Below are 25,343 nucleotides of genomic sequence, written 5' to 3'. Positions count from 1 at the left end.
ATCCAGCAGCAGCACCCTAACTTGCTAAGGGAAAAGTATAGGAATGTTCCGTTGCACAATCCCAAAAATCAGTCTACCTTCCTCGTAAAGCTGAAAGAAGGATTCAGCAAGGCTCAAGACCAGGAAGCACTGATTATAAATGTCCAAAAATTCCTGCAAATCTTGCTAGTTTCCAGCTACTTCAAGCTACCTGATTACGATAACTTGATAGAAAAAATTCGTTCTTCAACTCAACACTTAGTCTTGGATAGCTCAACAGATGTTGGACATTCGCAGCAAGTCAAACCATTGACATCTACGCTATCGAGAGCATTACCAGAACCTTCAGAAGGAATTGCTATTTTACTTCTTGATGCGGAAAACTTAAAACTTGACGTTAATACCGAAAAATTCTTGACCGGGGTTTGTGTTTATCCTATTCAAATCAAAGTTGCTTTTGCTAACTGGAGTAAGATGGGTAAGCAAGATGTAGAATTTCATGGACGTGGCTACGAACTCATTCATGTTCCAGCGGGGAAAGACAGTGCTGATGTAAAAATGGCAACTGTTGGTTCTTCTATTTTTGTGCATTATCCGACAGCAAGAGAAGTTTTAGTTTGTTCGTCTGATGGGGTAATGACTCATTTATGTAACACGCTTCAAACTCATGGTTTAACAGTATATCGAGTTCGTAAGCAAGCAGACAATTTAACAGTATTTAATAGCAAAACAAATCAAACTCAGATTCTTTCTCTCAAGCCTTCATTAGAAGTTCCCTCGCTGGAGCAAGCAATCAGTCAGCTTAAAGAGTTAATTAAAGTAGAGCAACAAGATACCAACAATCCCTGGGTAAAACTCTCTAAAATTTCCAAATTATTTCACACCAAGTACAAACTAACTATCTCTCAAGTTGTGTCAGCTCATCTTCCAGGAAAGCGAGCTAGAGATATTTTTACCGAAAATAGCAAGGATTTTGTAGTTCATCAGCCTTCAGATGACGCTGAACTGTATCTAACTTTATTTGAAGTTAATCATCCAGATACTGTGAGTCGTCAAAATGGGGTTAAGGAAATTGAGTCAAAAACGAATTCGTTCCCTAGAAAAATCAACTCAAGAGTAGAACTAGAACAAGCCCTAATAAAACTTTTAACTGAATTAACTACAAAATCGCCTGGGAGTTACATTGGTCTTTCAACGCTTGGAACTCAGTTTAGTAGACAATATCATCAACCAATTACCAAGATGATGAAAAGTTTACAGTTGAACGGTAATTTTATAAAATTTTTACAGTCTTGTAGTTATTTTAAGCTGAAGCAAACAGGCAAGGAATGGCAAGTTGCGATCGCTCAACCTGAACCTGCTACTTTAAAATGATGCTACTTAATCACAAATTAGTGAAATAATTCCCCTTGCTTAACCAGTTCCGCTAAGCAATTCCGATATGCTAGCGTGGAAAAGCTTAATTCACCCTAACCAGCCCTTTGTCCATCAATAAGATATGTCCAGATTCATTGATTTAATTGTTGCGGGTGGCCCGGTAATGATACCAATTGTGGGGCTATCTGTCGCAACCTTTGCCTGCGCCTTGGAGCGGGGCTGGTTTTGGTTCCAGTTGTTGAGACAAGAAGATAGAATTGTCCACGATGTTCTGGCTGCAGCACGGGTTGACTTAGACAAAGCTGCCGCTATTGCCTCTCAAGCGCAGGCACTCCCGATTGGTCGCTACCTATTAGCACCATTAAAGCTCAAGAACCCTACCCCTGAAACCTTTCATCTGGCATTAGAAGCTGCTGGTGACAAAGAATTTGTCCGGATGCATAAAGGAGATAAACTTCTAGAAAGTGTGGTTGGTCTTGCACCTTTACTCGGTTTGTTAGGTACCGTAACGGGTTTGATTGTCACGTTTAATAACCTTAATATTGGCGGTGATGGTGCGAGTGAGAGCACAACCAAGGCAGCGGCTGGTATTGGTGAGGCTCTGATCACGACAGCCGCTGGTATGATTGTGGCAATCATTGCTTTGTCATTTTTCCGAATTTTCGTTACCTTACAATCGCAACAAATAGACTATTTTTCTGAAGTTGGTAGCGAATTAGAATTAATCTACCGACAAACTTGGTACGAACCCTCTTTTCCTAATAAAAGCTCATCTATCAGCGATCAGCTATCGTCTGAATATTAGGTCTTCAGAGTAAATATAATATCTAAAATCTAGAATCCCAACTTAACATAATGCGCTTCAAATCTAAGCATAAAAGCTCGCAGATGCCAGAAATTAACCTGGTGCCAATGATGGATGTCATTATGACAATTTTGACATTCTTCATCATTGTGTCCATGACTTTAACAAATCAGCAGAATGCGGTTAATGTGACTCTACCTAGCGCAGGTGAGGGACTCAGTGAGCAGAAAACACCCGATCCACTAGTTGTGAGTATTAACGAGCAGAGACAACTATTTCTAGGGAAGCAACAGATTACTGAAGAGCAATTAGCTCAACCAATGCAAGCTTATTTGCAGCAACACCCAGAAGGAGCAGTTGTTTTAAATGCAGACCGTAAATTGCCCTACGAAGAGGTTGTGAAGGTTCTTGGAAAAATGAGGGATATTGGAGGCGATCGCGTTTCTCTGGCAATTGAAAGCTAAGCACGATGCCGCTTTGTCGGTCTTATTGCTGAGAAACCTCAAGCGCGATCGCTCTGGCCAATTCCTCTGTCTCATCCCTATTCTAAGAAACCATCTGTCTTCTTAGAATAGGGATAGCAGGTTCGTTTAAGAAAGAGAAGGGAAAGGTTTGTCAGTTTCATCGTAGGTATAGCCTTGCTTTTCACGAACTAGAGCGAAACCTTCTTGTAGTGCAGTAAGGCGATCGCCCATCCAGTGGTGTCCCGGAATTAAACCAGCAATACCCAACTTTTCTAAGCGACGTTTTACCTTCCCGGTTGCCCCAACAACTATCACTTGCCGTCCCGCATCAATCGCCTCTTGAATTGCATTTTCAATTGCCAAAGAAGAGGTTACACCCAGGATAGGAACTTCCCCTAAATCGACAATCAAAACATCATAATTAGCAATGGCACTATGTTCTCTCGCAATGGCTTTGGCAACACCGAAAATCATCGGTCCACTAAGATGGAACAGTAAAACTCGCCCGTTTGCTAAATCTAAAAGTTGCTTTTCTTCGTCAGTGAGGACAATTTGATCGTCAGCGTCAGTAATTGCTTTCACGGAATTGGATTGAAGTTCGTCAAGGCGCTCGATCGTCAAGATATTCGCGATAAATACACCGACAGCTACGGCTATCATTAAATCGACAAACACCGTTAGCAGCACCACAGTATAGACAATTCCGGCTGCCTTCCAAGAAATTTTATGAACCCGTTTGAGAAAACCCCAATCAATAATATTAATCCCTACTTTTAAGACAATCCCAGCTAAGACTGCAAGGGGAATACCAGACGTTAAGGGAGCCGCCCACAACACGACGATTAAAAGAACTAAAGCCCGACTAATACCCGATAATGCAGTGCGTCCACCAGCTTGGATATTAACTACAGTAGCCGTTGTCGCTCCAGCACCCGCAATCCCACCACATAAGCCAGTAATCACATTAGCAATACCTTGACCAATTAATTCTTTATTGGATTTATGTTCGGTGCGAGTGAGACTGTCAGCTACGAGACAAGTTAACAGGCAGTCAATGGAACCCACTATTCCCAAGACTATCGAATTAACAAACATTAATTGCAAATTTTCAGGGCTAAAAGTAGGCATCTGGAAATTAGGCAAACCCGGAGTAATTTCTCCAATTGTGGCAATCGTGCGAATCTCAAAGCCACTCAATAAAGTCAGAGAAATTGCCGTACCAATGACTAAAGCGACCAGTTGCGGCGGAACTACGTTTTTAAGTTGACGAGGGTAAAAGAAAAGAATGGCTAAGGTTATTACCCCTAAAAGGGTTTCCCAAGGATTGATGTTAGTGATTAAGGTAGGTAGATTCTGAATCACGCCAAGGACACCCCCTTTAGGCGTTTCTTGTCCTATAAAAGGAGCGATTCGCAGAAAAATCAGAATGACGCCAATTCCGGTCATAAATCCAGAAATCACGTTGTAGGGCAACATCGTAATATATCGCCCCAATCGCAATACCCCAAAGAGGATTTGAAAGACTCCTGCCATTATCACAACAGTAAATGCCATTGCCAGACCATTTTCAGGATTATTAGCGGTTAGTCCGGCAATGACAGCGGTGACAATGACTGTCATCGGGCCTGTTGGTTCAGAAATTAGACTTGGTGTACCGCCAAATAAAGCGGCAAAAAATCCGACTAATATTGCTCCCCATAATCCGGCAGAAGCACCAGCCCCAGAAGCAATACCAAATGCTAATGCCATCGGTAAGGCAACAACCGCCGCTGTTAACCCCCCAAGAATATCTCCTTGTACGTTGCGAAAATGGATTTGATTGGTTATTTGCATGAAAGGTTTTCCTCTATTAAAAAATTGGTAAGCGTTCAGCTATTAGCCATCAGCCGTCAGCTTTAAAATATGCTTTTGGGCTTTGTATTGGCACGAATAGTAAGTTAGCTAAACACCTCTATAGCTAATAAAAGCTGATAGCTGATGGCTGAATGCTTACGTTAACGAAATAGCAATACAGGAATATTGCTACTTCTCAGTAGTTGGGCAGTGGTACTACCAATCACTAAATGGCGAATGCGGCTATGTCCGTAAGCTCCCATTAGCAAAAGACTGATATCATGCTGGGTAATATAGTTGGCGATCGCTTTTTCTGGTTCACCCTCTATGACGCTACAAACTGGCTCAAATCCTGCTTCTTGCAATCTTTCTTTCCCTTCATCGAGTCTAGCGTTCGCCCTTTGATATGAGTCATTTTTTGTCACCTTCAGTAGATGTATATCTAAACTTTTGAAGAAAGGATTCTCTCCTAAAAATTGCAGTATCTTCTTGGCAGTTAGACTGCCATCATACGTAACCAAAACGCGATCAATCCGTTTAAATTCACGGGGAGTCACTAAGCAAGGCTTATGACTACTACGAACAATTCGATCCACATTTGCCCCTAAATGTCCAGAAGCAAAATCTGCTGCTTCTCCCCGTTTACCTAAAACAATCAGAGCTGAATTTTCTTCAAACTCATGAAAACAATCCACCAGAAATCCTGTTTTATGAGTTAAATTAAACTTTTCTATGCCTTCAGCTTTTAGAGTCTCGGCGGCATTTTGTAAAATCAATCTTGCTCGTTGGTTGTTCAGCTTGGCTTTTTCATGTTCTAAATTCACCAACTCATTCAGCAATTGTTCGGAAGCGCCAAGCCCAATGCTACCGCTTAAGTTACCAGTAGATGCTACTTTCTGACTGCGAATATCTGTAACAGACAAAACATTGATTTGGGCATTGACTTTTGTGGCAAACCAAGCTCCATATTTATAAACATTTTCAGCAAAAGATGACCCATCGGTACAAAGTAAAATAGTTTTCATCGTGGTTTTAGACCCTGAAAATTAAAGGATTGAAACGTAAAGATACTACTGCTTTTTCAGGGCATCGGACTTTTGAGAAAGTGCCAATTTATTCAGCAAGGTCGTACTCGCTTCATTCAGCCCGATTAGCTCCACTTCTGCTCCATTGCGGCGAAATTTAAGTACCGCTTTATCGAGTACCTCCACTGCCCCTTGATCCCACAGGTGAGCATAGGTTAGATCGATAGTGACGCGCTCAACCAGTTCTGTAAAATCAAAAAACCCTAGAAACTCATCTCTCGATAAAAAGAAAATTTGTCCGGCTACTTTATAAATGCGATGCGAACCATCTTCACTCAGCATTTTATCCACAAATACCAACTGGGCAATCTTGTTAGAGAAGAATACTGTACTCATGACGATGCCTGTCACCACGCCAAGGGCAAAATTTCGGGTGAAAATTGTTACAAACATCGTCGTTAACATGACGGCGGTTTCAGTGCGGGGGATGCGGGGAAGATTTTTGAAGGATGACCAACGAAATGTACCAATTGACACCATGATCATCACGGCTACTAATGCCGCCATCGGCATTTGCTTGACCCAATCTTGCAAAAACAAAATGGCAAATAATAGGAAAACCCCAGCCGCAAGAGTTGATAGTCTTCCCCGTCCGCCAGACTGCACATTAATCACCGATTGCCCAATCATTCCACACCCAGCCATACCCCCAAAGAAGGCTGTGATGATATTGGCAATGCCTTGTCCTCTGGCTTCTTGGTTTTTATCACTGGGGGTATCGGTGAGTTCATCCACCAGTGAAGCGGTTAAGAATGAAGCCAATAAACCCACGATCGCCAAGGTCAGGGAATAGGGCAGGATAATCTCTAGTGTCTCTACAGTTAACGGGACTTGGGGCAGGGCAAATAAGGGTAGGGTGGTGGGTAACTCTCCCATATCCCCAACGGTGGGAACATCGAGTTTGAGAGCGATCGCAGCTATCGTCATCACCGCCAGTGCCACCAAGGGAGAGGGGACGACTTTGGTAAAGCGAGGCAGAATGTAAATAATCCCCAAGGAAAGGACAGTCAGCACGTACACCGTCGGCGGCACATTCGTCAGTTGGGGCAACTGGGCGAGGAAAATTAACACCGCCAGCGCATTGATATAGCCAATCATCACCGCCCTGGGTACAAATCTCATTTGGCGTCCCAGTTTTAGCACCCCAAACAAAACTTGAAAGACCCCTGTTAACAAGGTTGCCGCAAATAGATACTGCAAGCCATGATCTTTGACTAAATCAATCATCAACAGAGCCATTGCTCCTGTGGCAGCAGAAATTGACCCCGGTCTACCTCCTAAAAACGCCGTCGTGACCGCAATAATAAATGAGGCGTAAAGCCCGACTTTGGGATCGACCCCGGCAATGATCGAAAAGGCGATCGCTTCTGGAATCAGTGCCAGCCCCACGACTGCACCTGCCATAATGTCTCGCCGAGTGTTAAAAAACCACTCTCGCCTCAGAATTGTCCCGTTCAAGTTTCCTCCTCAAGTAGCTGTCTGAAAAAAAGGCAAGACTCTTGACGCACTGCGTTTGGGCACACCTATCATGCGATCGTGAGAGAAACAAGTACTATGAAGAGTAAATAAACTGTTGCTGGCGCTTTAATTCAGAGTCTACAAAGACCGCACTGCAGTAGCTAAGTACTAGGTATTGGTGAAAACGAATAACTCGTTTTAAATCATAAGGGAGCCTTTCTACAAGCTCATGCCTCAAGCACACCTGAGGGGTTAGTTAACTTACTAACTGCAACGCGAAGCAATCTAATTCAGACCAGCCTTTACTCGCCAAGCTTTGTACTGTTGGACGAGAACACCCTTTCTTCACAGCAAGACCTTAGTTCCACGCTAGGGTGGACAATTCCAAATACTTAAAGCTACTGAAGAGATTGCTTTGTGCGACATTACTTGCATCTGTTGCCGATGAATACCCATAAGGAAACTTATGGTTTGAAGCAAGCATATCACAAGGATTTTACAATCTGCAATGAAAATATATATTTTCTACTTTGTAGCCAGGAAACCATTGGATTTGAGCAATTTGCGAGTTATGCGCCGATTTTGGGATTGGCGATAATAGTGCCATTCAGCTTGTAGTAACCGCTAAAGCGGTTATAAAAGAAACTCTATGTACGAACGGTGCGATCGCCTGCTCAAATCCACTGACTCACCGCCGCCTCATCAAGTTGATCACAATTGGCACACACTCACCCAACCGGACACAACCCACTAATTATGTGTAATTATTTGTGTAAATCAATTAAAACTGTTGAATCGCCTAACAGGTGCTATTGATTAGATAGAGTCTTGTATTCCATAATTTAAGCCGTGGGTCACTATCTCGCTACAAAAACGAACCGACTCAGCCTGTTGGCGATCGCTCATCAGTGCCCACCTTAAGTATTGCCCTGTCACTATTACCTTAATTCTGGTAAAGCCTGTGTTGAGTTTCAAGAGCGGCTTTACCTATGGAATGAGCCAATCGAGTTCATGCGACTCTAGACTCTCAAGATAGGGCGAGTAGAAGGATTAAATCATGGTTGTAACATCATCTGAGTTAGAAGACGGGATTGCTCAAGCGGTTGAGCACCGTCGGAATTTTGCGATTATTTCCCACCCCGACGCGGGAAAAACAACACTAACAGAAAAGCTGCTGCTCTACGGAGGAGCCATCCAAGAAGCAGGAGCCGTAAAAGCGAAGCGGACACAGCGCAGTGCCACCTCTGACTGGATGGCATTGGAGCAACAGCGGGGAATTTCCATTACCTCCACCGTATTGCAGTTTGAGTATCAAGATCACGTCCTCAACCTGCTAGATACCCCTGGACACCAAGACTTTAGCGAAGACACCTATCGCACCCTAGCAGCCGCCGATAACGCGGTGATGCTAATCGATGCCGCCAAAGGACTGGAGACGCAAACTCGCAAGCTGTTTGAGGTGTGTCGCTTGCGCCGCCTACCCATTTTTACCTTCATCAACAAGCTCGATCGCCCCAGCCTGACTCCCTTTGAGCTGATGGATGAAATTGAGCAAGAGTTGGGCTTAGCAACCTATGCCGTTAACTATCCCATTGGCACAGGCGATCAGTTCCAAGGGGTGTTTGAGCGCAGAACGCGCAAAATTCACCTATTCGAGCGAACCGCCGCCCACGGCAAAAAGAAAGCGTCAGACACCACGATTAACCTCGACGATTCCCAGATTGAATCACTCATTGATCGCGATTTGTATAACCAGTTCAAAGAGGAATTAGAAATCCTGGAAGGCGCAGGTGCAGAGCTAGATTTGCCAGCCGTTCATCGGGGTGAAATGACACCTGTGTTCTTCGGCAGCGCGATGAATAACTTCGGGGTGGAACTGTTCTTGCAATCGTTCCTAGACTACGCGGCAAAGCCAGAAGCTTACGAGAGTAACCTAGGTGAAGTATCGCCCACTTACCCAGAATTCACCGGGTTTGTATTCAAGCTTCAGGCAAACATGGACCCGAAACACCGCGATCGCATCGCCTTTGTGCGCGTTTGCTCTGGTAAGTTTGAAAAAGACATGGTAGTGAAACACGCTCGCACAGGGAAAAGCATCCGCCTGTCCCGTCCGCAAAAGCTATTTGCTCAAGAGCGAGAGTCGGTGGAATATGCTTACCCCGGCGATGTGATTGGGTTAAACAATCCGGGAGCGTTCACCATTGGCGATACGGTTTACACGGGTGAGAAGTTGGTGTATCCCGCGATTCCATCCTTCTCACCTGAACTGTTTGCTTACTTGAGAAACGCTGACCCCAGGCAGTACAAGAACTTCAACAAGGGAGTTGCCGAGCTTCAGGAAGAGGGCGCGGTACAGATTTTGTACTCCACCGATGAGAGTAAACGGGAACCGATTCTAGCTGCCGTGGGACAACTCCAGTTTGAGGTGGTGCAGTTCCGGTTGGCTCAGGAATATGGTGTAGAAACCCGCTTGGAACCCCTAGGCTTTACCGTAGCGCGTTGGGTGACAGGAGGTTGGGACGCTTTGGAAAAAGCCGGACGACTGTTTAACACGTTTGTGGTGAAAGACCGTTGGGAGCGTCCAGTATTGCTGTTCAAGAATCAGTGGAATTTAGAGCAGGTGGTGTCTGACCAACCGAAACTCGAACTCAGTCCCATCGGCTTGCCGCCTGCTGTGGATTAGATCGCATCCCAGTCTATTCATTAGTTATTAGTTGCTACAGATAAAGCCTTAGGTCATTGAATCTATCTGTGCAAGGTTTGTCGTTGGCGAACCACTCAACGATACCTGAGTTGGTTCGCTGTTAATCTAAAGTACAGTTGCCAAACGCGAGTCTCTAAATTCGCCTTCTCCGGCGATTAACGTTGAAGCTTTTCTTTACGAAGCAGCTCTTACGCTTTGCTATCGCATAAACAACTGAGTGAAGTAATAACTGTTACCTGTGCGCCAAACCCCGATACCTGTTTCTCGATATTCAGGACGCAAGATATTCTTGCGATGACCTGGACTATCCATCCAACCCTGCACTGAGGCGGGCACGGGTTGAGGGATATTAGTACACATAAACAGATTCTCACCCAGCATGAAGTAGAAAATTATTCCTGCTGAGCGTACCCGTTCTACCATCGTGCTACCCTCCGGACTGGTGTGGCTGAAGAAGTCTTTCTCTGCCATCTCCTGACTATAGTCACGCGCAGCCTGAGCTAACTTTTCATTATTCTGAAGTTCACTCAAACCCTGCTTTTGACGAATTTCATTAATCCGCTGGCGCACCTGTGCTTCCATTTGCGCCGTTGCAGGAGATTGGGGTGTAGCAAGGGGAGTTGGTGGGGAACTGGAGGGAGTATCGAACTCAGGCAACTCCGAAAGAAATTGGGTGACAGAATCACATCCGGACAAAATCAGGGTAAGTGCCACCCAAACAGACCATCTCATAGGGTGTTTAGCTCAGGTTGATTTTTTCATTCTCGCCACTACTGGCTTTCTCGCCTGTGGTGATTGCTTTCACTAAGCCAATCGTGTGTGCCACAAAGCTTGACGGTGCATCCCAGTATTCCGCCTTCTGTACATTGACCTTAAGCAAAGCAATATCCGGTTCATCCAGTCCTTTGGGAAACCAGGCTTGGAGTTCTGGCTTCCACAATTCCTCTATCTTGCTGCGATCTTGCACTAATTGAGCGGTACCTGACATTGAGACATATCGTTGCTTATTGGGTGCTGAGAAACTAACGTTGACTTGTTGATGCTGCTCAACTTCCGTGACTTTATGGGAACTGGCATAGATGAAGAACCAGACGCTACCATCAGCTTCGATCTCCCCATTCGTTGACATCGGGCGGCTATGCAGAGTCCCGTCCTCGTCTATTGTCGTTAGCATCCCAGTGTCAATGTCTTTGACGAGTTCACGCAGCTTCTTAATTTCTTCGTTGTGGTCTATGGAAGTTGTCATCTCTAGTTGCTCTTTATTTCGACACGAGTATGAAGGTTCTCTTACGACCGTTGTAATGGCTCGTAAGGCTATGATTCAGTGTTAACGTTCATAGGTCTGGATTGCCTAAGTCTAGGGGTGGAGTTCTGCTTGTCTAGGTTTTAATTTCCATACAGCTAATCCTGGATTTTCAGCCCATACTGATTGCAAAGGGCTAGCAGTTTTTGGGTGAAACGCGATCGCACGCTCTCCGGCGAGACGATTTCGCAATCTTCCGCATACTGCATCACTTCACGGAGAAACCAGAAGGTACTCGATATTTTTCTCACACTCGCCGGACTCGCGGTTGATCGGGTTGTTGGTATTCACCCCTCACTACTAACTTCTAATTCATACTGTTGGCATTGAAGCCGCAGCTTTTGCTTTACTTGTTCACGTACACTCTCTGGCGACACCACTACACAATCTCCCCCGTATCGTAAGACTTCTCGAACTAGCCAGAAGGGATTTGACACGCGCCGCACTACTTGTCGCACTTTTTCTTCCTTTACCACTAATGTGTCATCACTTATATCTGCGTCTCTTGATTCATAGGCTTTCACCATTCCTCGTTTAAAGTGCAAGTACACTTTTAGGGAATCTAACCTTTCCTTACGCCATTGTCCGTCTATTGCAACGATTGACTTAATCCGATCCAGGCGTAGACAGCGATTGTGGATGAGTTCGGGAAAGTCACTATCTTTGATGTCTTCAGTCTCTTCACACCAGATTTGTAGGTAAAAACGCTTTTCTTCAAAGGAAATCTCGGCGTAACGAACGGTGAACGCCAACTCCTGTTCTTGGGCATTGCCATAAAGCAAACGAAAGGGTTGCTGATTGTTGATGTGTTGCTCGACAAGGATACGCCATGCCACGGTAGGCTGGCTCACCTCTTGGAGGAGAGATTGGCGCAGGGGTGATTCCAGGTTTCCCCGCTCTACCAACAGATGTGAGAGGGTTTGAGCTTCTCCAACGTATCCTGAATCAATGAGGACTTTAGTTGCTTGCCGTAGCGCTGCTACTTGAGTTGAGTTTAGGGTGAAAGACTGTCCGACTTCTAGCTGCTGTTGTGCGATCGCGACAATCAAACCTGACACACTGGGTTCTTTGCCCCAGAGAATGTTTAATCGGCAAGCAATCGCCTCTAGCTGCTCCTTGGTTCCTGGCGGAATTGACAGTGTAATCGTTTCTTTTTTTCTCGGCATTTCCTAAATACACTTGCACTTTCTAAAAAGCTATGCCAAACTCTTTAATGTAATTGTATATGACTCGATTACAGACAAGTGCAAGGGCAAGGCGAGAGAGGAATGTTTCTCGCATGGAGGTTTCCTGGCATGAACTAGTCGATCTGGCGATCAAGTTGTCAGATAAACACTGAAAAAATCCACAACAGAAATCTATCGAGCTTGAAATATCGGTAGATTTCACAGTTCCAAATCTTTACTTGCTTCCATAAACTCAGTTCTGAAACTGGGATATCCTCACGAGGCTCAGCATGATTACTGACACGGCTCAAACCAAAATACTGATTAGCGCCCTAGCCGCAGATGTCATACCTGTTAAGAGGTCGGAGTTGATTGTGGCGTTAGCAAGTAAGCCAAATGCGGTGGCGATCGCTCAAACCTTTGACGACCCCAAACTCATCAGGAAGCTAAGGCTTGCAGATAGCAACGGAGTGAGTAACATCTCTCTGGATCTGGATTCTGATGGAGATAGGGTAATTTATCAAGACCAGGAAATCGGCAAGATTCAAATTTTATTCAAGTCACCGCTACCTGGTGAATTACAAGCTCGACTGGCTATTGAAAGCGCGATAGATAGGTTTTTGGAGTATCTGCAAAAGTTACACCAGATAGTTGTGCTGGATGAAAGTAACCATCATGTGCGTGTTTTCATCCCAGTTAACAAAGCCTTAGGAGACTTCAAAACGCACTGGGAACGCTTCCTGAAAGATGTTGCTTTTTCAGCTAAGGGTAATCTCAAGTTCAAGTTACCAGGACTGGTGCAGACGTTTATCGTAATGCTCAACGCCATTACTTTGTCTGGACGTGGTTTCAGTACTTTAGACGTACCGATTTTGACACAGGAGCAATCAAATGTTCTAGCGGCTTGGTATTTTGCCGTTTTCCGAGATGTCAAAAATCGCCAAAAACGCCGTGGGGAGCAAATAGCGGCAATACAAAATTTAATTGATGAGGCACGTAAGCCTAAGGAAAAGGAGTTAAAAGATAAGGAGGCAATGCAGGCAAAGGAACAGAAGAAATACACTGAGTATTTTAAGAAAGGGTTTAGGAAAATTTTGGAAGAACAGAACTCTTTCTGGCAAGAATTAAATGCAATTGAAATAAAATTCACCGAACCGGGACTATCTAAAGCTCAACAGCGCAAGCTACAGAATCAGCAAGAAAAACTTAGAGAAAAAGTTATCTTTAGTCAAGAGTCTGTTCAAGACAAACTAAATCTGCTGGAGCAATGTGGGGGAAATCCATTTGAGTTTGTTCAATTAGACCAAAAACAAAACCCTACTAGGTTTAAGGTTATTGACTCTCTTGCCAATAACTTTAGTAGAACGGCTACAGACCAAATTAACTCGACTCGTGGTGACATATTTACTCAGTGCATTTCTGAGATGTATCGCCTGTTGGAGACTAAGCCGAGTGAGCCATTACCTGAACCTCTACTGACGGAGAAACCCGTTTTGTCAGCTGTGCGATCGCCTGGAGATGACAGCAAAGAATTTTGCTATTCCTGCGGTGTTGCTCTCGATCCAAAAACTGCAAAATGGCAAGTTCTCAGATTCATGTTTGAGCGACCATCTCAGCGTCGCCAGTCGTCATCCAGTGAAGGCAGACCATATATCTGTTCATCTTGTTCAGCGTTAGCATTTGCCTCTCCACTGAAGGTTACAGAGGAGAGTATAATTCTTCGACTTGAACCTACTGATGGAAGCACAGCTACTGAATTAAAGATCAAAGATTACATCAGGATGCTGACTAGTAAAGAGCTACATCTAAGTGCAGGTCGATATTTAGTGCTAGCTTCAGATCGGACTAATGGAGGTGATTTTGCATCTCAAAAGCTGGGTCAGATTCAGTATGCCTTGGTAAAAGTAGCTTCTATTTTCCCCGCTGAGGTTCTAGGCGATTTTAATTTTTCGTTATTTACCCAGAGTAGTCATCCAATTCATCTTGAAAGTAGGTACTTAATTTTTATTAAAGGTTTAATGGAGGGCTATAGCCAGTCGATTGTTATTTCTGGAAAAGAAATCAATATGACTCTAGGTGATGCAGTGCGCTATGTAGAGCAAGATTTACCTTTTTTAGCAGAGTATAGCCTTACAAAAAATTCTAGCGTTTCTCATGTTCTGACGTTAGAACAGGTTCGTGAAGCTTACTGGGAAAGGTTGCAAAAAGATTTGGAAGTAATAGGAGTTTCTATGAATTCAGATAATCAAATATCCAAACGGGCAACTTTGTACAGAGATGTAGCAGCTTTAACTGGCTTAACTTATGCTTTTGCTCAGTCATTGGAGAGTACAGTCAGAAGGCTAAAACCAGAGGATACAGAGCGAGAAGTCAGCAAGCTGATTGAAAAAGTAGAGGATGCTGTAGCTTTCTGTTATTACGCAACTCTCGGAGATGAAAATAAGACAAGCGTTGAAGCACGTTTTTATCACTATCCTGGCAACTACTTTATCTATGAACGGGCTAAAGAGTTACTTGAGAAGCTAGAAATTAGAGGGCGTGAAGAAAAAGATAGCTCAGGCAAAATATACCTGAAGTTCTATGCCGATGATGTTATCAATGCTTATGCTCATTTTGCCAAACATGACTATGCACAAGAAAAAGATTGGAAAGATTTAACCTATCAACTCAAACTTTCTCTGTACACCCGTTTTCCTGAATTGGTTCGCAAACTGAAATCTACAAGTGAGAAATAATCATGGCTACTGGACTTCCAAAAACTGATGCTAAAAATCCACGTCTACACTTTGACATTTATGCAATTCTCGAAGGTTCTCAAGAGCTTTATTTTGGGCATGAGGTACAGGTAAATGTAAACCTGGTTGAGACAGTGAAGCTATCTACTAAGGATGGGCGATCGCTAGAAAAATGCTACATCTCACCAACAAAACGCCGAGGCGTAGAGCGGCGATGTCTGATTTGGGCACCCGTGAAAACCGGAGAACTACTTGGTGATAAACAACAGTGTGGTATCCCTAAAACTTGCGCTGAACCAGACTGTCCGATCTGTAGTTCTTATGGTGGTTTGATTGCTGGGAAAAAAACTTTAATTGGTCGTGTTACACATGGCGGTGGCGTAGCTGTCCAGGAAATTTATCCGGTAGATAAGCAACGAGCGATGCATCCTTCACGCATTGCAAGCCCTGAAACGGGTAAGGATGAAACTCCAATTCCTTTCAAACGCCAATACAACCAACCCGGATTGCTCTATCCAGTGTCGAATCATGCGCTGAGTATCACCGATCTAGAGTTTTCTTCAGTTGCCTATGCTTTCCTAGATGCACTGCCTCGAATTGGTTCTGGTAATCCGAAGGGAATTGCGATCGCAGAACACAATCAAAAACCTCTGCTAGTCCTGGATCGATATCTGGTTCCCAAAGGTAAGCGTCCAATCATCTCTCCTTCAGAAACTAATCCAGAAGTAGCGATTGAGGAGTTTATGCGGCTATCTAGGACACCAGAAATAAATTCTGACCACATTCAGACAAGCCACTTTGAGCGATGGATTGGTGATGCGGCTTTAGAGAAATTGCAAGAGTATTCCAGCAACTTCGTTGACCACGTTTTATAGGCATAACCTATGTACTGCCTTGAATTCAAAATTCAGCCTACGGCAGCAATGACATTTCGCATTCTGCCTGGGTCAATTCTCAACATTGCGACTTACCCCTTTGTTCCTCCAACCACTCTATCTGGATTCCTGCGAAGACTGGTAATGCTAAGTGCGGGGCTAGAAATTCCTGAAACTTCTGTCAATAAGGACAATCCGCCAACTTATGCCTTGCCGCCTCGTTACTTAGCTCTGGGGGCGTATCCAGTATCGAGTAAATGGAGTGGAGTTCACCGTACCTATCGCAAAGGAATGCGCGAGTTTACTCACGATACTTTTTCCAGATTGTATGTGGAGGAGGACAGAGCAAATTTTCAGCTTCACACCTGGGAGTATCTGATTGCAGAGGAATTGGTTGCTTATGTAGTTAGTGAATCTGCTGCTGGGCTAGAACACTTCCAAGACTTAGAAGGGTATGGCTGCAAACTTGGCAAAGAAGGCTATGCAGTAATTACAGAAGTTTCTGAAGAACCAATCGAGCTAGAACGCACAACTATTGCCGCTCATCCATCAACACTTCTGCCGATGGAAGCACTGCTACAGGATCGTCAATTTGTAGGCGGTTGCGATATTTACAACCTTTATCGCTACAACTGGGCAATAGATGTCCAAACTCACTCTGAACAGGAAGGATTTTTAGACAGCAATCCTACCTCTATCCAAGGTTTTGTTCCTTTTGTTGCAGCCTATTTCTCCCATTCCATCAATCCTGCTCCTACACTCGATTACTACACCAATGGGGAAATCTATATCCCTGTCTCTCTCGTAAACCTGTTGAAAGGGGAAGTTTATGTCTAAGCCAGAACGCAAGCATCCTTATAATTTTGGTCGCGTCTTTTTTCCCGAAAAGCCTAAGACACCTATCCCCAATAAAATATATTTTCAACCGCTTGGGAATCACGTCGGTAATGTTGTGCGGTTAGTCCGAGCTTGGAACCTTGATGACTTCCCAGGCGCAACAGTGTCAGACAGACAAGCATCTTTCAAACGAGTTTTGGAAGCTGCCAAAGTTCATGATATGGCAAAGCCTCAGACTTTTTCTATCAAGGTTGAAACTACCCCAAAACATGATCCAAAAGGAAAATTCAAGGAGTATATTTACTCCTTTAAAGGACATCGCTTTGAAGCTGTCACTTCCGATACTTGGGCGCAGTATTTAGCTAGAGGACACCATTACTTCTCTGTTGATGATATCAGCCGCGATTCCTACAATCTGAAGAAAGAGTCACAAGAATACGCTGATATCTTGGCTCAAGAGCCTCTTGCTTATGCCCGTGAACTTTACATATTGGAGATGTGCGATCAGATTGAGGCAGAGTTAGCTTGCCGAATTATCGGAGATGACGATCAGGCAGAATCTCGCGCTTTCATGGATTACACTACTGCAAATTCCGAGTTAGATAACCAAACTTACTTGATTGACCCGTGGCCTTTCAAAGACAACTCTATTCCCTTGTCGTTTGAATATTGGTCTATGCAGCTTAGTCAGGAAGATAAGGAGAGTTTGCAAAGCTGCATCAAGGCAGAGCAGGATTATAAGTTGGGAACGGCTTTGGATAAAATCGTTAAGAATTGGTGGCAGTTTCACAAAGGCAAGCCTGAAAAAGCAGAACCTAAGCCAGCTATCCTTAAACCCTATGAATCAGTTAATAATCTGAAACATTGGGATTGCCAAACTATATACAAGGCATTGGGCGGAGATAAGTTTATTCCTAACCCAATGCAAGAAGAAATGTTTGATGCGATCGCTCATAATAAGCATCCCACAATTTTACTCAAAGCTCCTACGGGTTCAGGAAAAACTGAATCTATTCTATTTCCGGCTTTAGCTCAGGGCTATCGTCTTTTTTTGCCGCTTCCTGCTCGCAGTTTGCTAGAAGACCAAAAAGAGCGGGTTGAGAGATACCTCAAGCAATTCTCGAAATTACAACCAGAACGTGAACTATCTCTCGTGGTTGATACGGGAGCGCAGATGTATCGTTGGGTATATCGCAACGGTGAGGAAATTAAACCTAGAATTAATCCCAGGCGTCATCTTTACAAGGGAGATGTGATTTTAACGACACTAGATAAGTTCCTTTATCGCTATTTTGCCTTTGGCGACTCGCACAAGTCCTTCGTTTTTCCTCTCAGAATTAACCAGAAAGAGACTTTAATCTGCTTTGATGAGGCTCATAGCTACGACGATATCTCATTTACTAACTTCCACAGCCTATTAAAGTCACTTTATGAAGCAGGGCGATCGCTTGTTTTGATGACGGCTACCATGCCGCAAGAACACATTGAGCGTTTTGATTATCTGGATATTATTGATTATATTGATGATACTGAAAATGCTGAGGAATTCTTCCAGTTTCAGCAGCAGGTTCTAAAGCAACCTCACGTAAATCAAAGAGAATTTGAATGGATTAGCAGTCTTAAGCGTGACAGAGAAAATCCGGAAGCTTTCCAAAATGAGTTTGCTCAAATCATTATTAAGGAATGGCAAGTAAAACCAAACCGCAGAATCATTGCTGTAGTTGAAACAGTCAAAGATGCCGCTGCAATTTATCAGCAGCTAAAATTTCAGTTTGGCATTAATAGTGAGAATGACGAGAGATTCTTATTTCTCTATCATGGTAGAATTGCAGATCAAGTTAGACCCGATATTTACAAACAACTGCAAAAACGAGATGCAGGCAATCAATCTTACATCCTGATAACAACCAGTGCTATCGAAGTAGGCTGCGATTTAAATAGCGATGTACTGATTTCCCAGATTTGTCCGCCTGAAAATCTGGTTCAGAGAGCTGGACGCTGCAACCGTAAAGGAAATGTACCAGATGCAAAAATAATCCTAGTAGGTGATGATATTCCTGATTTTGCTAATACTCTTGATGAGGCTGCATTGCAGAAGTATCAAAATACGCTCCGAGATTTGGCAAGTTTTGAAACTGCAAAAATTTCAGAGTGTATCTCTGTTACTCAACAGGTAGATGATTATCGAGTTGTTGAACTATTTTCTATGCTCCATGAATATGTCTACCAAGCTAATCGAACTTGTCAGCATCTCCATAAACGTGGTTTGATTCCTACCAGAAGTTGGACTCCATCAGTCAAGCTAGAATTCATTAGTCAAGAAACTCATAGCATCTCAGTGCCAATCGATAGGCTTTACACTGGCGAACAGTATGCAAATATTCATGCCTATGAAAAATGGTACGACAAGGAAAATACACGTTGGGATACAGAACACTTACTTAGATGGGGGTCAGCTTATGGAAAGGAAATCACTATCAGAATTCATCCAGAAAAAAAGGGGGTAGTTTATGATGTTTCTTTGCAATCATATTCCTATGATGAAGAACTAGGTTTTGTGGAGCTTCCTAGAATCTTCATAAAAAAGTGGGTTGATGGTGCTGATGAAAAACTGTTGCATGTAGAAGGTAAACACAAAGCAATCGTAAGCTATACAAAATCTCTCAGCAAAGAAAGAGTAGATTACTAAGCACAACAAATGGTAACAACCGTTAGAAAGTAAGTGATAGTCTAGGCGATCGCATCTACCCAGGAAACTCAACAATGACCATTAAAGAACTAATCGAAGCACTCTCTAAATTTGACTCAGACACACCTGTAGTTGTGGGTGGCTACGAAGGCGGCTACAACGATGTCACTATCGTGAAAGCCGAATCCATTCAACTTAATGTCAATAAACAGCACTACTATGGCGCACATGGTCGCACTGATGAGCAGTACGAACCTGTTCCTAGTGTGCCATTTGTAGAAGTTGTTTACCTTGGTGGCTTCAACCCCGTTGCAGATGAGTCATACCTGTCTTATCGCTAAACTTCCCCAGTGGAATCTAGAGATTAGGAGTCATGCACTATGGCAAAAGCACTCGATCTGAATCAATCCTATACCGCAAGCAAAATCTTTGAACTCAAAATAGAAGTAGACGAACTGGTTGCTGAATTTGGCTACTCCCTAACTCGTAAAAGGTTGAACTTGCCCCAGTACTCTGGAGAACTCGATCGCCTTTCAGAACTGAGAGAACGAATTGAGGAAGTTTTGCCCTACGTCAACTTAGCAAATGAAGCAAGCCGTCGAGAAATTCTCATTGCTCCGGTTGTACTCGATTTAGTTCACTACACCCATGCCCAGCTAAAAATTGAGTATCCAATTAAAGTAACAGAGCCGCTTCAGGGATGTTTTGATTACTTGCTTAGGACTCAGACGAGATTACTAGTTATTAAAGCAAAACAGGAATATCTGACCAATAGCTTTACCCAATTAGCAGCAGACCTGATTGCTTTAGATCTGTGGACAGATTCAACACAACAGCCAGAAATCATGGGAGCTGTCACAACTGGAACCCTTTGGCAGTTTGGGGTTTTACATCGCGCAAAGAAACAAATTGACCAGGGTTTCAATAGCTATCGGGTGACAGAAGACTTAGAACCACTCATGCGTATTCTTGTAAATGCTTTGTTGATTTAGTCAACATTCAGTTTGCACATCAATTTACAGCACCATCCTAGTATCGTTTTCGGGATGTATGAGCAATGCCACATAGCTTAGTCCTTAATCTCATTCCTGCCTCACCCATCTACCCCCAGTTCCTCACGGGACGCCATCTACACGCCCTCTTTCTCAACCTTGTAAGCTACGTCGATCGCAAATTAGGCGATCGCCTTCACGAGCAAAAAGAGCAAAAAGCCTTTACTCTCAGCCCCCTTCAGATTGCCAAGCGTCCGACTCGTGACCCGATTTTACAGTGGCAACACAACCAACCGATTCCTGCTGGTATGCCTTGCTGGTGGCGCATTTCTCTGCTTGATGATGCCTTATTTGGTCACCTAAATCAACTTTGGCTCAACCTCAATCCTCAACACCCTTGGCATCTCGGTTCTGCTGATTTGCAGATTACTAGTCTCCTGGGTACGCCTCAATCCACTCAGCCTTGGGCAAACTTTTGCACCTATGCCCAACTCTACGAACAGGCTTCCCAATGCGATCGCCAAATTGAATTTTCCTTCTGTACACCGACTGCCTTTCGGCAAAGCCAACATGACTCAGCCCTCCCTACACGAGAGAGTGTCTTTAACAGTCTACTCAATCGCTGGAATCAATACAGCGGAATTGAGCTACCCAAAACCCTAATCGAACAGCCCCTCTTTCCCAGCTTCTTCGATATTCGCACCGAAATGGTAGCCGACCAACGTAGCAAATTCATTGGCTGTGTGGGAGTTATAAACTTTCGCCTCTTAGGAGACGTTGAACCCCTGGTTATCAAGCAAATCAACGCCCTTGCTGACTTTGCTCTCTACTGTGGTGTCGGTAGAAAGACACCGATGGGGATGGGCATGGTGCGGCGATTGAGTTAGTCTTCATCGCCCTTCATCTTACCCAATCCAAATTCCCATAACAGTAATTATCGGTAGTTTAGCCGAAAAATTACTCTGCTCAATGTTCAAAACTCCGTGCGTCTCCTCTAACAAATCCATGAATGACACTGACTACATTCCTATCGCCGCCGTGAATCAATACGCCTACTGTCCTCATCGCTGCTGGCGGATGTTCTGTGCCGGAGAGTTTACTGACAACCAGTACACCATTGAAGGTACCGGACTGCACGATCGCGTACACACTGTTGGCGAAGGACACCGGGAAGAAACCTGGCAAGTTCGAGCAATTTGGCTCAAATCAGAGCGTTACAAGCTCATCGGTAAATCTGATTTAATCGAATCCACCGATGGACAGATTTATCCAGTTGAATACAAACGAGGGCGACGAGGCGAATGGGACAATGATGAACTGCAAGTCTGTGCCCAAGCCTTATGCCTTGAGGAAATGAGTGGGAAAACTATCAATCAAGGCTATATCTACTATGCCCACTCTCATCAACGCCAGCCCGTCGAGATGACGATCGCATTACGAGAAAGTACACTTGCCACCATCCAAGCAGTGACAACTTTATTGAACACGAGTCTTGTCCCTAGCGCTGTTTACAGCAAACGTTGCTCTGGATGCAGTCTTTACACCCAATGCTTACCCCAGGCTGTCGATAAAGTAGGACGTTACCAGGAAGCTTACTAGAAGGTGTTTTCAAACCCTTCGATCCCCCCCAGCTCCTCACTAAAGCTCCGGCCTTAAAAAGGGGGATTTAGGGGGATCTGCACTACATAAACGAAGCTAACAAAGTTTGAAAACACGCCCTAGGGGGCAAAATGCAGGATTTGCAAGTTAAAAGCGAGGATTCAGAATTCGCTAAAGCGAGAAGTTTGCAAACATACCCCAACTCACTAAGGAGTAAATCATGGGAACCGTTTATGTTACCCAAGACGATGCCTTTATTGGCAAGACTGATGAACGTTTGTGTGTGAAAGCCAATCAACAAAAGCTTTTGGATGTACCTCTCATTAAAGTCGATGGCATTGTGGTGTTGGGACGGGCGACTGTTTCCCCAGCCGTCGTGATGGAACTACTAGAACGCCACATTCCTTTGAGTTTTCTTACAGGAACAGGACGCTATTTAGGTCGTTTGGAGCCAGAAATGACGAAAAATATCTTTGTTCGTAGAGCGCAGTGGCAAGCAGATGGAGAATCTGAACAGGCAGTGCATTTGGTCAGAAGTTTTGTCAGAGGTAAGCTGAAAAACTATCGTAATATACTGCTGCGTCGAGAGCGGGAATGTCCTGAAGTGAGTCTGCAATCGGGTATTACTCGGTTAGAGCAAGCACTTGCACCACTGGAGACGACAGCAACAATTAATTCACTGCGAGGTTTAGAAGGCGCAGGCAGCGCTGCCTATTTTGGTAGCTTCAATCAGCTTATCAAAGGCTCAGAGTTTCAGTTTGAAGCCAGACGTCGCCGTCCGCCAACTGATCCAGTGAATGCTTTACTCAGCTTAGGCTATTCGTTGCTTCGTCACGATCTTCAGTCTGCTGTGAATATCGTTGGCTTTGACCCTTATCTAGGTTATCTACACTTTGAACGGTATGGTCGTCCTTCGCTAGCGTTGGACTTGATGGAAGAGTTTCGCCCTTTGGTTGTAGATGCGATCGCATTAGCTGCACTGAATAAGCGATCGCTTTCTCCCACTGACTTTACAACGGAACCAATCTCTGGGGCTGTTTCTTTGACTAAGGAAGGACTTCATACTTTTCTGCGACTGTATGAGCAGAAAAAACAGTCAAAATTCAAGCATCCTGTACTTGGTCGTCAGTGTACCTACCAGGAAGCATTTGAGATTCAATCGAGACTCTTGGCGAAGTATCTGATGGGCGAAACCAAGAAATATCCCCCTCTGGTTCTCAAGTAGAAGTGAGGTTAATAGCACTGATGTATGTTGTCATTAGCTACGATATTTCAGAGGACAAGCGCCGAACTAAGATTCACTCACTGCTTAAGTCTTATGGTCAGTGGATGCAGTTCAGTGTGTTTGAGTGCGACCTAACCGAGACTCAGTATGCCAAGTTACGAGTGCGCCTGAGTAAGTTGATCAAACCTGAGCAAGATAGCATCCGCTTTTACTTTCTCTGTTGCGGTTGTCAGAGAAAGGTTGAAAGAATTGGTGGTGAGCCACCTCGTGATGACACGATTTTCTTTGCTGATGGTGGGGGCTAGCGATGTAGGTGCGTTGTGCGCGGAGGGGTAGGTGTTTAGATGGAGCGTAAGCAAAAAATGGCTGAACTTCCTTGTCGAAAAGGGTTTAAATGCGATCGCTCCTCTAACACCATCCGCGCAACTTGTTTTTTGCTTTAATAGCAATGGTTTCAGCTTATGAACTCTCAGAATTTACTGGCTAGTCATGGCTTTCAGTGTTAGGATAATTGCAACTCGCGCAACTGCACCTCGAAAACTAAATACAGTAAGCTTTTCTGGTGCCTGCGGTTCCAACCACTATGAATCCCTATCAGGGATTGAAACTACCCTGGCAAGCCGCAATCCTGACGTGAAGTAAGGTTCCAACCACTATGAATCCCTATCAGGGATTGAAACCTCAAGTACTGAAGCTCAAGAGCCAGAATAAGCACGAGTTCCAACCACTATGAATCCCTATCAGGGATTGAAACCCAGTATCGCCGCTGACTTGGAAACTGAGGTTTGGTTCCAACCACTATGAATCCCTATCAGGGATTGAAACGGGAACTCCTCAAACCTTTCGATGCGGTAGCAGAACCGGTTCCAACCACTATGAATCCCTATCAGGGATTGAAACGGAAGCCGCTCACGAAGAAGGCACAATATCTGAAGAGTTCCAACCAACATGAACCCTACCAGCAACTCAAAGGCAGAAATGAGTAACAGGGGTAAACTGAGAATGATAAGCTAACAAATGCATTTAAAAACTATCTAGGGTAAAGATTTAGATGACTGGCTCAACCCAGGTTCCGTATCTATTACGGGCAGCCCGTGGCGAAGTATTAGACCGTCCGCCCGTATGGATGATGCGGCAAGCAGGGCGTTATATGAAAGCTTATCGGGATTTACGGGATAAATATCCTTCATTTCGCGATCGCTCCGAACGACCAGATGTTGCAATTGAAATCTCGCTGCAACCTTGGAAAGCATTTCAGCCAGATGGGGTGATTTTGTTTTCCGACATTGTGACACCGCTACCTGCCCTAGGCATTGAGATGGATATTGCGGAAGGCAAAGGACCAATCATTGAGTCACCTATCCGCACCCAAGAACAAGTTGATCAACTGCACCCCTTAGAACCCCAAGAATCTCTTCCCTTTATCCAGGAAATTCTCAAGGCATTACGGCAGGAAGTTGGCAACCAATCAACTGTACTAGGCTTTGTTGGTGCGCCTTGGACACTAGCGGCGTATGCAGTTGAGGGTAAGGGTTCCAAAACCTATTCGGTGATTAAAGGCATGGCGTTCTCAGAACCCGCCATACTCCATCAACTTCTTGGGAAACTAGCCGATGCGATCGCAGTTTACGTCCGCTATCAAATCGACAGTGGTGCCCAAGTTGTCCAAATGTTTGACTCCTGGGCAGGTCAACTCAGTCCTCAAGACTATGAAACTTTTGCCCTACCTTATCAGCAGCGAGTTGTCAAGCAAGTTAAGGAAACGCATCCAGATACACCTCTCATTCTGCTGGTGAGTGGCAGTGCAGGTGTGCTAGAACGGATGGCGCACTCTGGTGTAGATATCGTCAGTTTAGACTGGACGGTTGATATGGCAGAGGCGAGACAGCGATTGGGTTGGGATGTGAAAGTGCAGGGAAATATGGACCCTGGTGTGCTATTTGGCTCACAGGAGTTTATCCGCGATCGCATTCTCGATACCATTCGTAAAGCAGGAAACCGAGGACATATCTTTAATCTCGGTCATGGCGTTTTACCAGGAACTCCGGAAGACAATGTGCGGTTCTTCTTTGAAACAGCTAAGCAAGCTGACAAATTACTAACCGTTCATGCCTAATCCCTAGGGGGTGTTTTCAAAGTATTTGTTATTGCACTCAAAGCAAGGAAGATCCCCCTCGCATCCCCCTTAAAAAGGGGGACTTTGAGCAGATTCTCCCC

At 44.4% G+C, this 25,343-nt stretch carries 23 protein-coding genes and 1 CRISPR repeat array; of the genes, 15 read left to right on the top strand and 8 right to left on the bottom strand.

The genetic code is table 11. The annotated features are described in order from the left end of the window. Positions 1-51 precede the first annotated feature (51 nt). From AC5JL3_RS29755 to AC5JL3_RS29745, 3 genes are all read left to right on the top strand, one after another. A complete protein-coding gene (locus tag AC5JL3_RS29755; protein ID WP_496077891.1) occupies positions 52-1,353 on the top strand; it encodes an NYN domain-containing protein in 1,302 nt (433 codons plus the stop codon). A gap of 124 nt (positions 1,354-1,477) precedes the next feature. Beyond that, positions 1,478-2,161 carry a MotA/TolQ/ExbB proton channel family protein gene (locus AC5JL3_RS29750; protein WP_496077890.1) on the top strand — a complete coding sequence of 228 codons (684 nt, stop codon included), beginning with the start codon at positions 1,478-1,480 and terminating at the stop codon, positions 2,159-2,161. 83 nt (positions 2,162-2,244) lie between these two features. Then, positions 2,245-2,625: an ExbD/TolR family protein gene (locus AC5JL3_RS29745; RefSeq protein ID WP_496077889.1), complete on the top strand. Its 381-nt coding sequence runs from the start codon at positions 2,245-2,247 to the stop codon at positions 2,623-2,625. A 126-nt stretch (positions 2,626-2,751) separates the two neighbouring features. Here the strand turns inward: AC5JL3_RS29745 and bicA are convergent, their stop codons facing one another. The 4 genes from bicA to AC5JL3_RS29725 form a co-directional block, all read right to left on the bottom strand. After that, entirely contained in the window at positions 2,752-4,458 is a 1,707-nt protein-coding gene (gene bicA, locus AC5JL3_RS29740; protein ID WP_496077888.1) for a bicarbonate transporter BicA, read from the bottom strand. Between the two features lie 161 nt (positions 4,459-4,619). Continuing rightward, positions 4,620-5,483, bottom strand: a complete 864-nt coding sequence (locus AC5JL3_RS29735; RefSeq protein ID WP_496077887.1) for a universal stress protein — start codon at positions 5,481-5,483, stop codon at positions 4,620-4,622. 45 nt (positions 5,484-5,528) lie between these two features. Beyond that, a complete protein-coding gene (locus AC5JL3_RS29730; RefSeq protein ID WP_496077886.1) occupies positions 5,529-7,001 on the bottom strand; it encodes a SulP family inorganic anion transporter in 1,473 nt (490 codons plus the stop codon). Positions 7,002-7,817: 816 nt separating this feature from the next. Further along, on the bottom strand, positions 7,818-7,976 hold the full coding sequence (locus AC5JL3_RS29725) for a hypothetical protein (RefSeq protein WP_496077885.1): 159 nt from the start codon (positions 7,974-7,976) through the stop codon (positions 7,818-7,820). Positions 7,977-8,058: 82 nt separating this feature from the next. Here AC5JL3_RS29725 and prfC point away from each other — a divergent pair, with 82 nt between their 5' ends. Further along, positions 8,059-9,684, top strand: coding sequence for a peptide chain release factor 3 (gene prfC / locus AC5JL3_RS29720; RefSeq protein WP_496077884.1), 1,626 nt, complete (start codon positions 8,059-8,061; stop codon positions 9,682-9,684). Positions 9,685-9,903: 219 nt separating this feature from the next. Here the strand turns inward: prfC and AC5JL3_RS29715 are convergent, their stop codons facing one another. The 4 genes from AC5JL3_RS29715 to AC5JL3_RS29700 form a co-directional block, all read right to left on the bottom strand. Beyond that, positions 9,904-10,437, bottom strand: a complete 534-nt coding sequence (locus tag AC5JL3_RS29715) for a CAP domain-containing protein (protein WP_496077883.1) — start codon at positions 10,435-10,437, stop codon at positions 9,904-9,906. A gap of 7 nt (positions 10,438-10,444) precedes the next feature. After that, the gene (locus AC5JL3_RS29710; protein WP_496077882.1) at positions 10,445-10,951 is read right to left on the bottom strand and encodes a pyridoxamine 5'-phosphate oxidase family protein; all 507 of its coding nucleotides are present in this window, start codon (positions 10,949-10,951) and stop codon (positions 10,445-10,447) included. Positions 10,952-11,106: 155 nt separating this feature from the next. Further along, entirely contained in the window at positions 11,107-11,259 is a 153-nt protein-coding gene (locus AC5JL3_RS29705; RefSeq protein WP_496077881.1) for a WCX domain-containing protein, read from the bottom strand. A 36-nt stretch (positions 11,260-11,295) separates the two neighbouring features. Beyond that, positions 11,296-12,174, bottom strand: coding sequence for a helix-turn-helix transcriptional regulator (locus AC5JL3_RS29700; RefSeq protein ID WP_496077880.1), 879 nt, complete (start codon positions 12,172-12,174; stop codon positions 11,296-11,298). Between the two features lie 290 nt (positions 12,175-12,464). On the opposite strand from AC5JL3_RS29700, the gene AC5JL3_RS29695 reads away from it, so the two are divergent. From AC5JL3_RS29695 to hemE, 11 genes are all read left to right on the top strand, one after another. Then, positions 12,465-14,909, top strand: a complete 2,445-nt coding sequence (locus tag AC5JL3_RS29695; RefSeq protein ID WP_496077879.1) for a hypothetical protein — start codon at positions 12,465-12,467, stop codon at positions 14,907-14,909. A 2-nt stretch (positions 14,910-14,911) separates the two neighbouring features. Further along, positions 14,912-15,784: a hypothetical protein gene (locus tag AC5JL3_RS29690; protein ID WP_496077878.1), complete on the top strand. Its 873-nt coding sequence runs from the start codon at positions 14,912-14,914 to the stop codon at positions 15,782-15,784. Between the two features lie 48 nt (positions 15,785-15,832). Further along, positions 15,833-16,621, top strand: a complete 789-nt coding sequence (locus AC5JL3_RS29685; protein ID WP_496077877.1) for a hypothetical protein — start codon at positions 15,833-15,835, stop codon at positions 16,619-16,621. Then, the gene (cas3, locus tag AC5JL3_RS29680) at positions 16,614-19,310 is read left to right on the top strand and encodes a CRISPR-associated helicase Cas3' (RefSeq protein ID WP_496077876.1); all 2,697 of its coding nucleotides are present in this window, start codon (positions 16,614-16,616) and stop codon (positions 19,308-19,310) included. Before AC5JL3_RS29685 ends, cas3 begins: the two co-directional genes overlap by 8 nt. Positions 19,311-19,384: 74 nt before the next feature. Beyond that, positions 19,385-19,651, top strand: coding sequence for a hypothetical protein (locus AC5JL3_RS29675; RefSeq protein WP_496077875.1), 267 nt, complete (start codon positions 19,385-19,387; stop codon positions 19,649-19,651). A gap of 39 nt (positions 19,652-19,690) precedes the next feature. Beyond that, a complete protein-coding gene (locus tag AC5JL3_RS29670) occupies positions 19,691-20,302 on the top strand; it encodes a hypothetical protein (protein ID WP_496077874.1) in 612 nt (203 codons plus the stop codon). A 65-nt stretch (positions 20,303-20,367) separates the two neighbouring features. Continuing rightward, positions 20,368-21,189, top strand: a complete 822-nt coding sequence (gene cas6, locus AC5JL3_RS29665; RefSeq protein ID WP_496077873.1) for a CRISPR-associated endoribonuclease Cas6 — start codon at positions 20,368-20,370, stop codon at positions 21,187-21,189. Between the two features lie 118 nt (positions 21,190-21,307). After that, positions 21,308-21,901 (top strand): CRISPR-associated protein Cas4, encoded by a 594-nt coding sequence (gene cas4, locus AC5JL3_RS29660; protein ID WP_496077872.1) that lies wholly within the window; start codon positions 21,308-21,310, stop codon positions 21,899-21,901. Between the two features lie 220 nt (positions 21,902-22,121). Then, positions 22,122-23,126: a type I-D CRISPR-associated endonuclease Cas1d gene (cas1d, locus tag AC5JL3_RS29655; RefSeq protein ID WP_496077871.1), complete on the top strand. Its 1,005-nt coding sequence runs from the start codon at positions 22,122-22,124 to the stop codon at positions 23,124-23,126. A 20-nt stretch (positions 23,127-23,146) separates the two neighbouring features. After that, positions 23,147-23,431 carry a CRISPR-associated endonuclease Cas2 gene (gene cas2, locus AC5JL3_RS29650; protein ID WP_496077870.1) on the top strand — a complete coding sequence of 95 codons (285 nt, stop codon included), beginning with the start codon at positions 23,147-23,149 and terminating at the stop codon, positions 23,429-23,431. Positions 23,432-23,697: 266 nt separating this feature from the next. Beyond that, positions 23,698-24,026: a CRISPR direct-repeat array (repeat unit 37 nt; unit sequence GTTCCAACCACTATGAATCCCTATCAGGGATTGAAAC). A 151-nt stretch (positions 24,027-24,177) separates the two neighbouring features. Then, positions 24,178-25,242: a uroporphyrinogen decarboxylase gene (hemE, locus tag AC5JL3_RS29645; RefSeq protein ID WP_496077869.1), complete on the top strand. Its 1,065-nt coding sequence runs from the start codon at positions 24,178-24,180 to the stop codon at positions 25,240-25,242. Positions 25,243-25,343: the final 101 nt, after the last annotated feature.

This window comes from Symplocastrum torsivum (assembly GCF_059505465.1).
The sequence above is the reverse complement of the archived record's forward strand: the minus strand, read 5'-3'. Positions and strand labels throughout refer to the sequence as shown.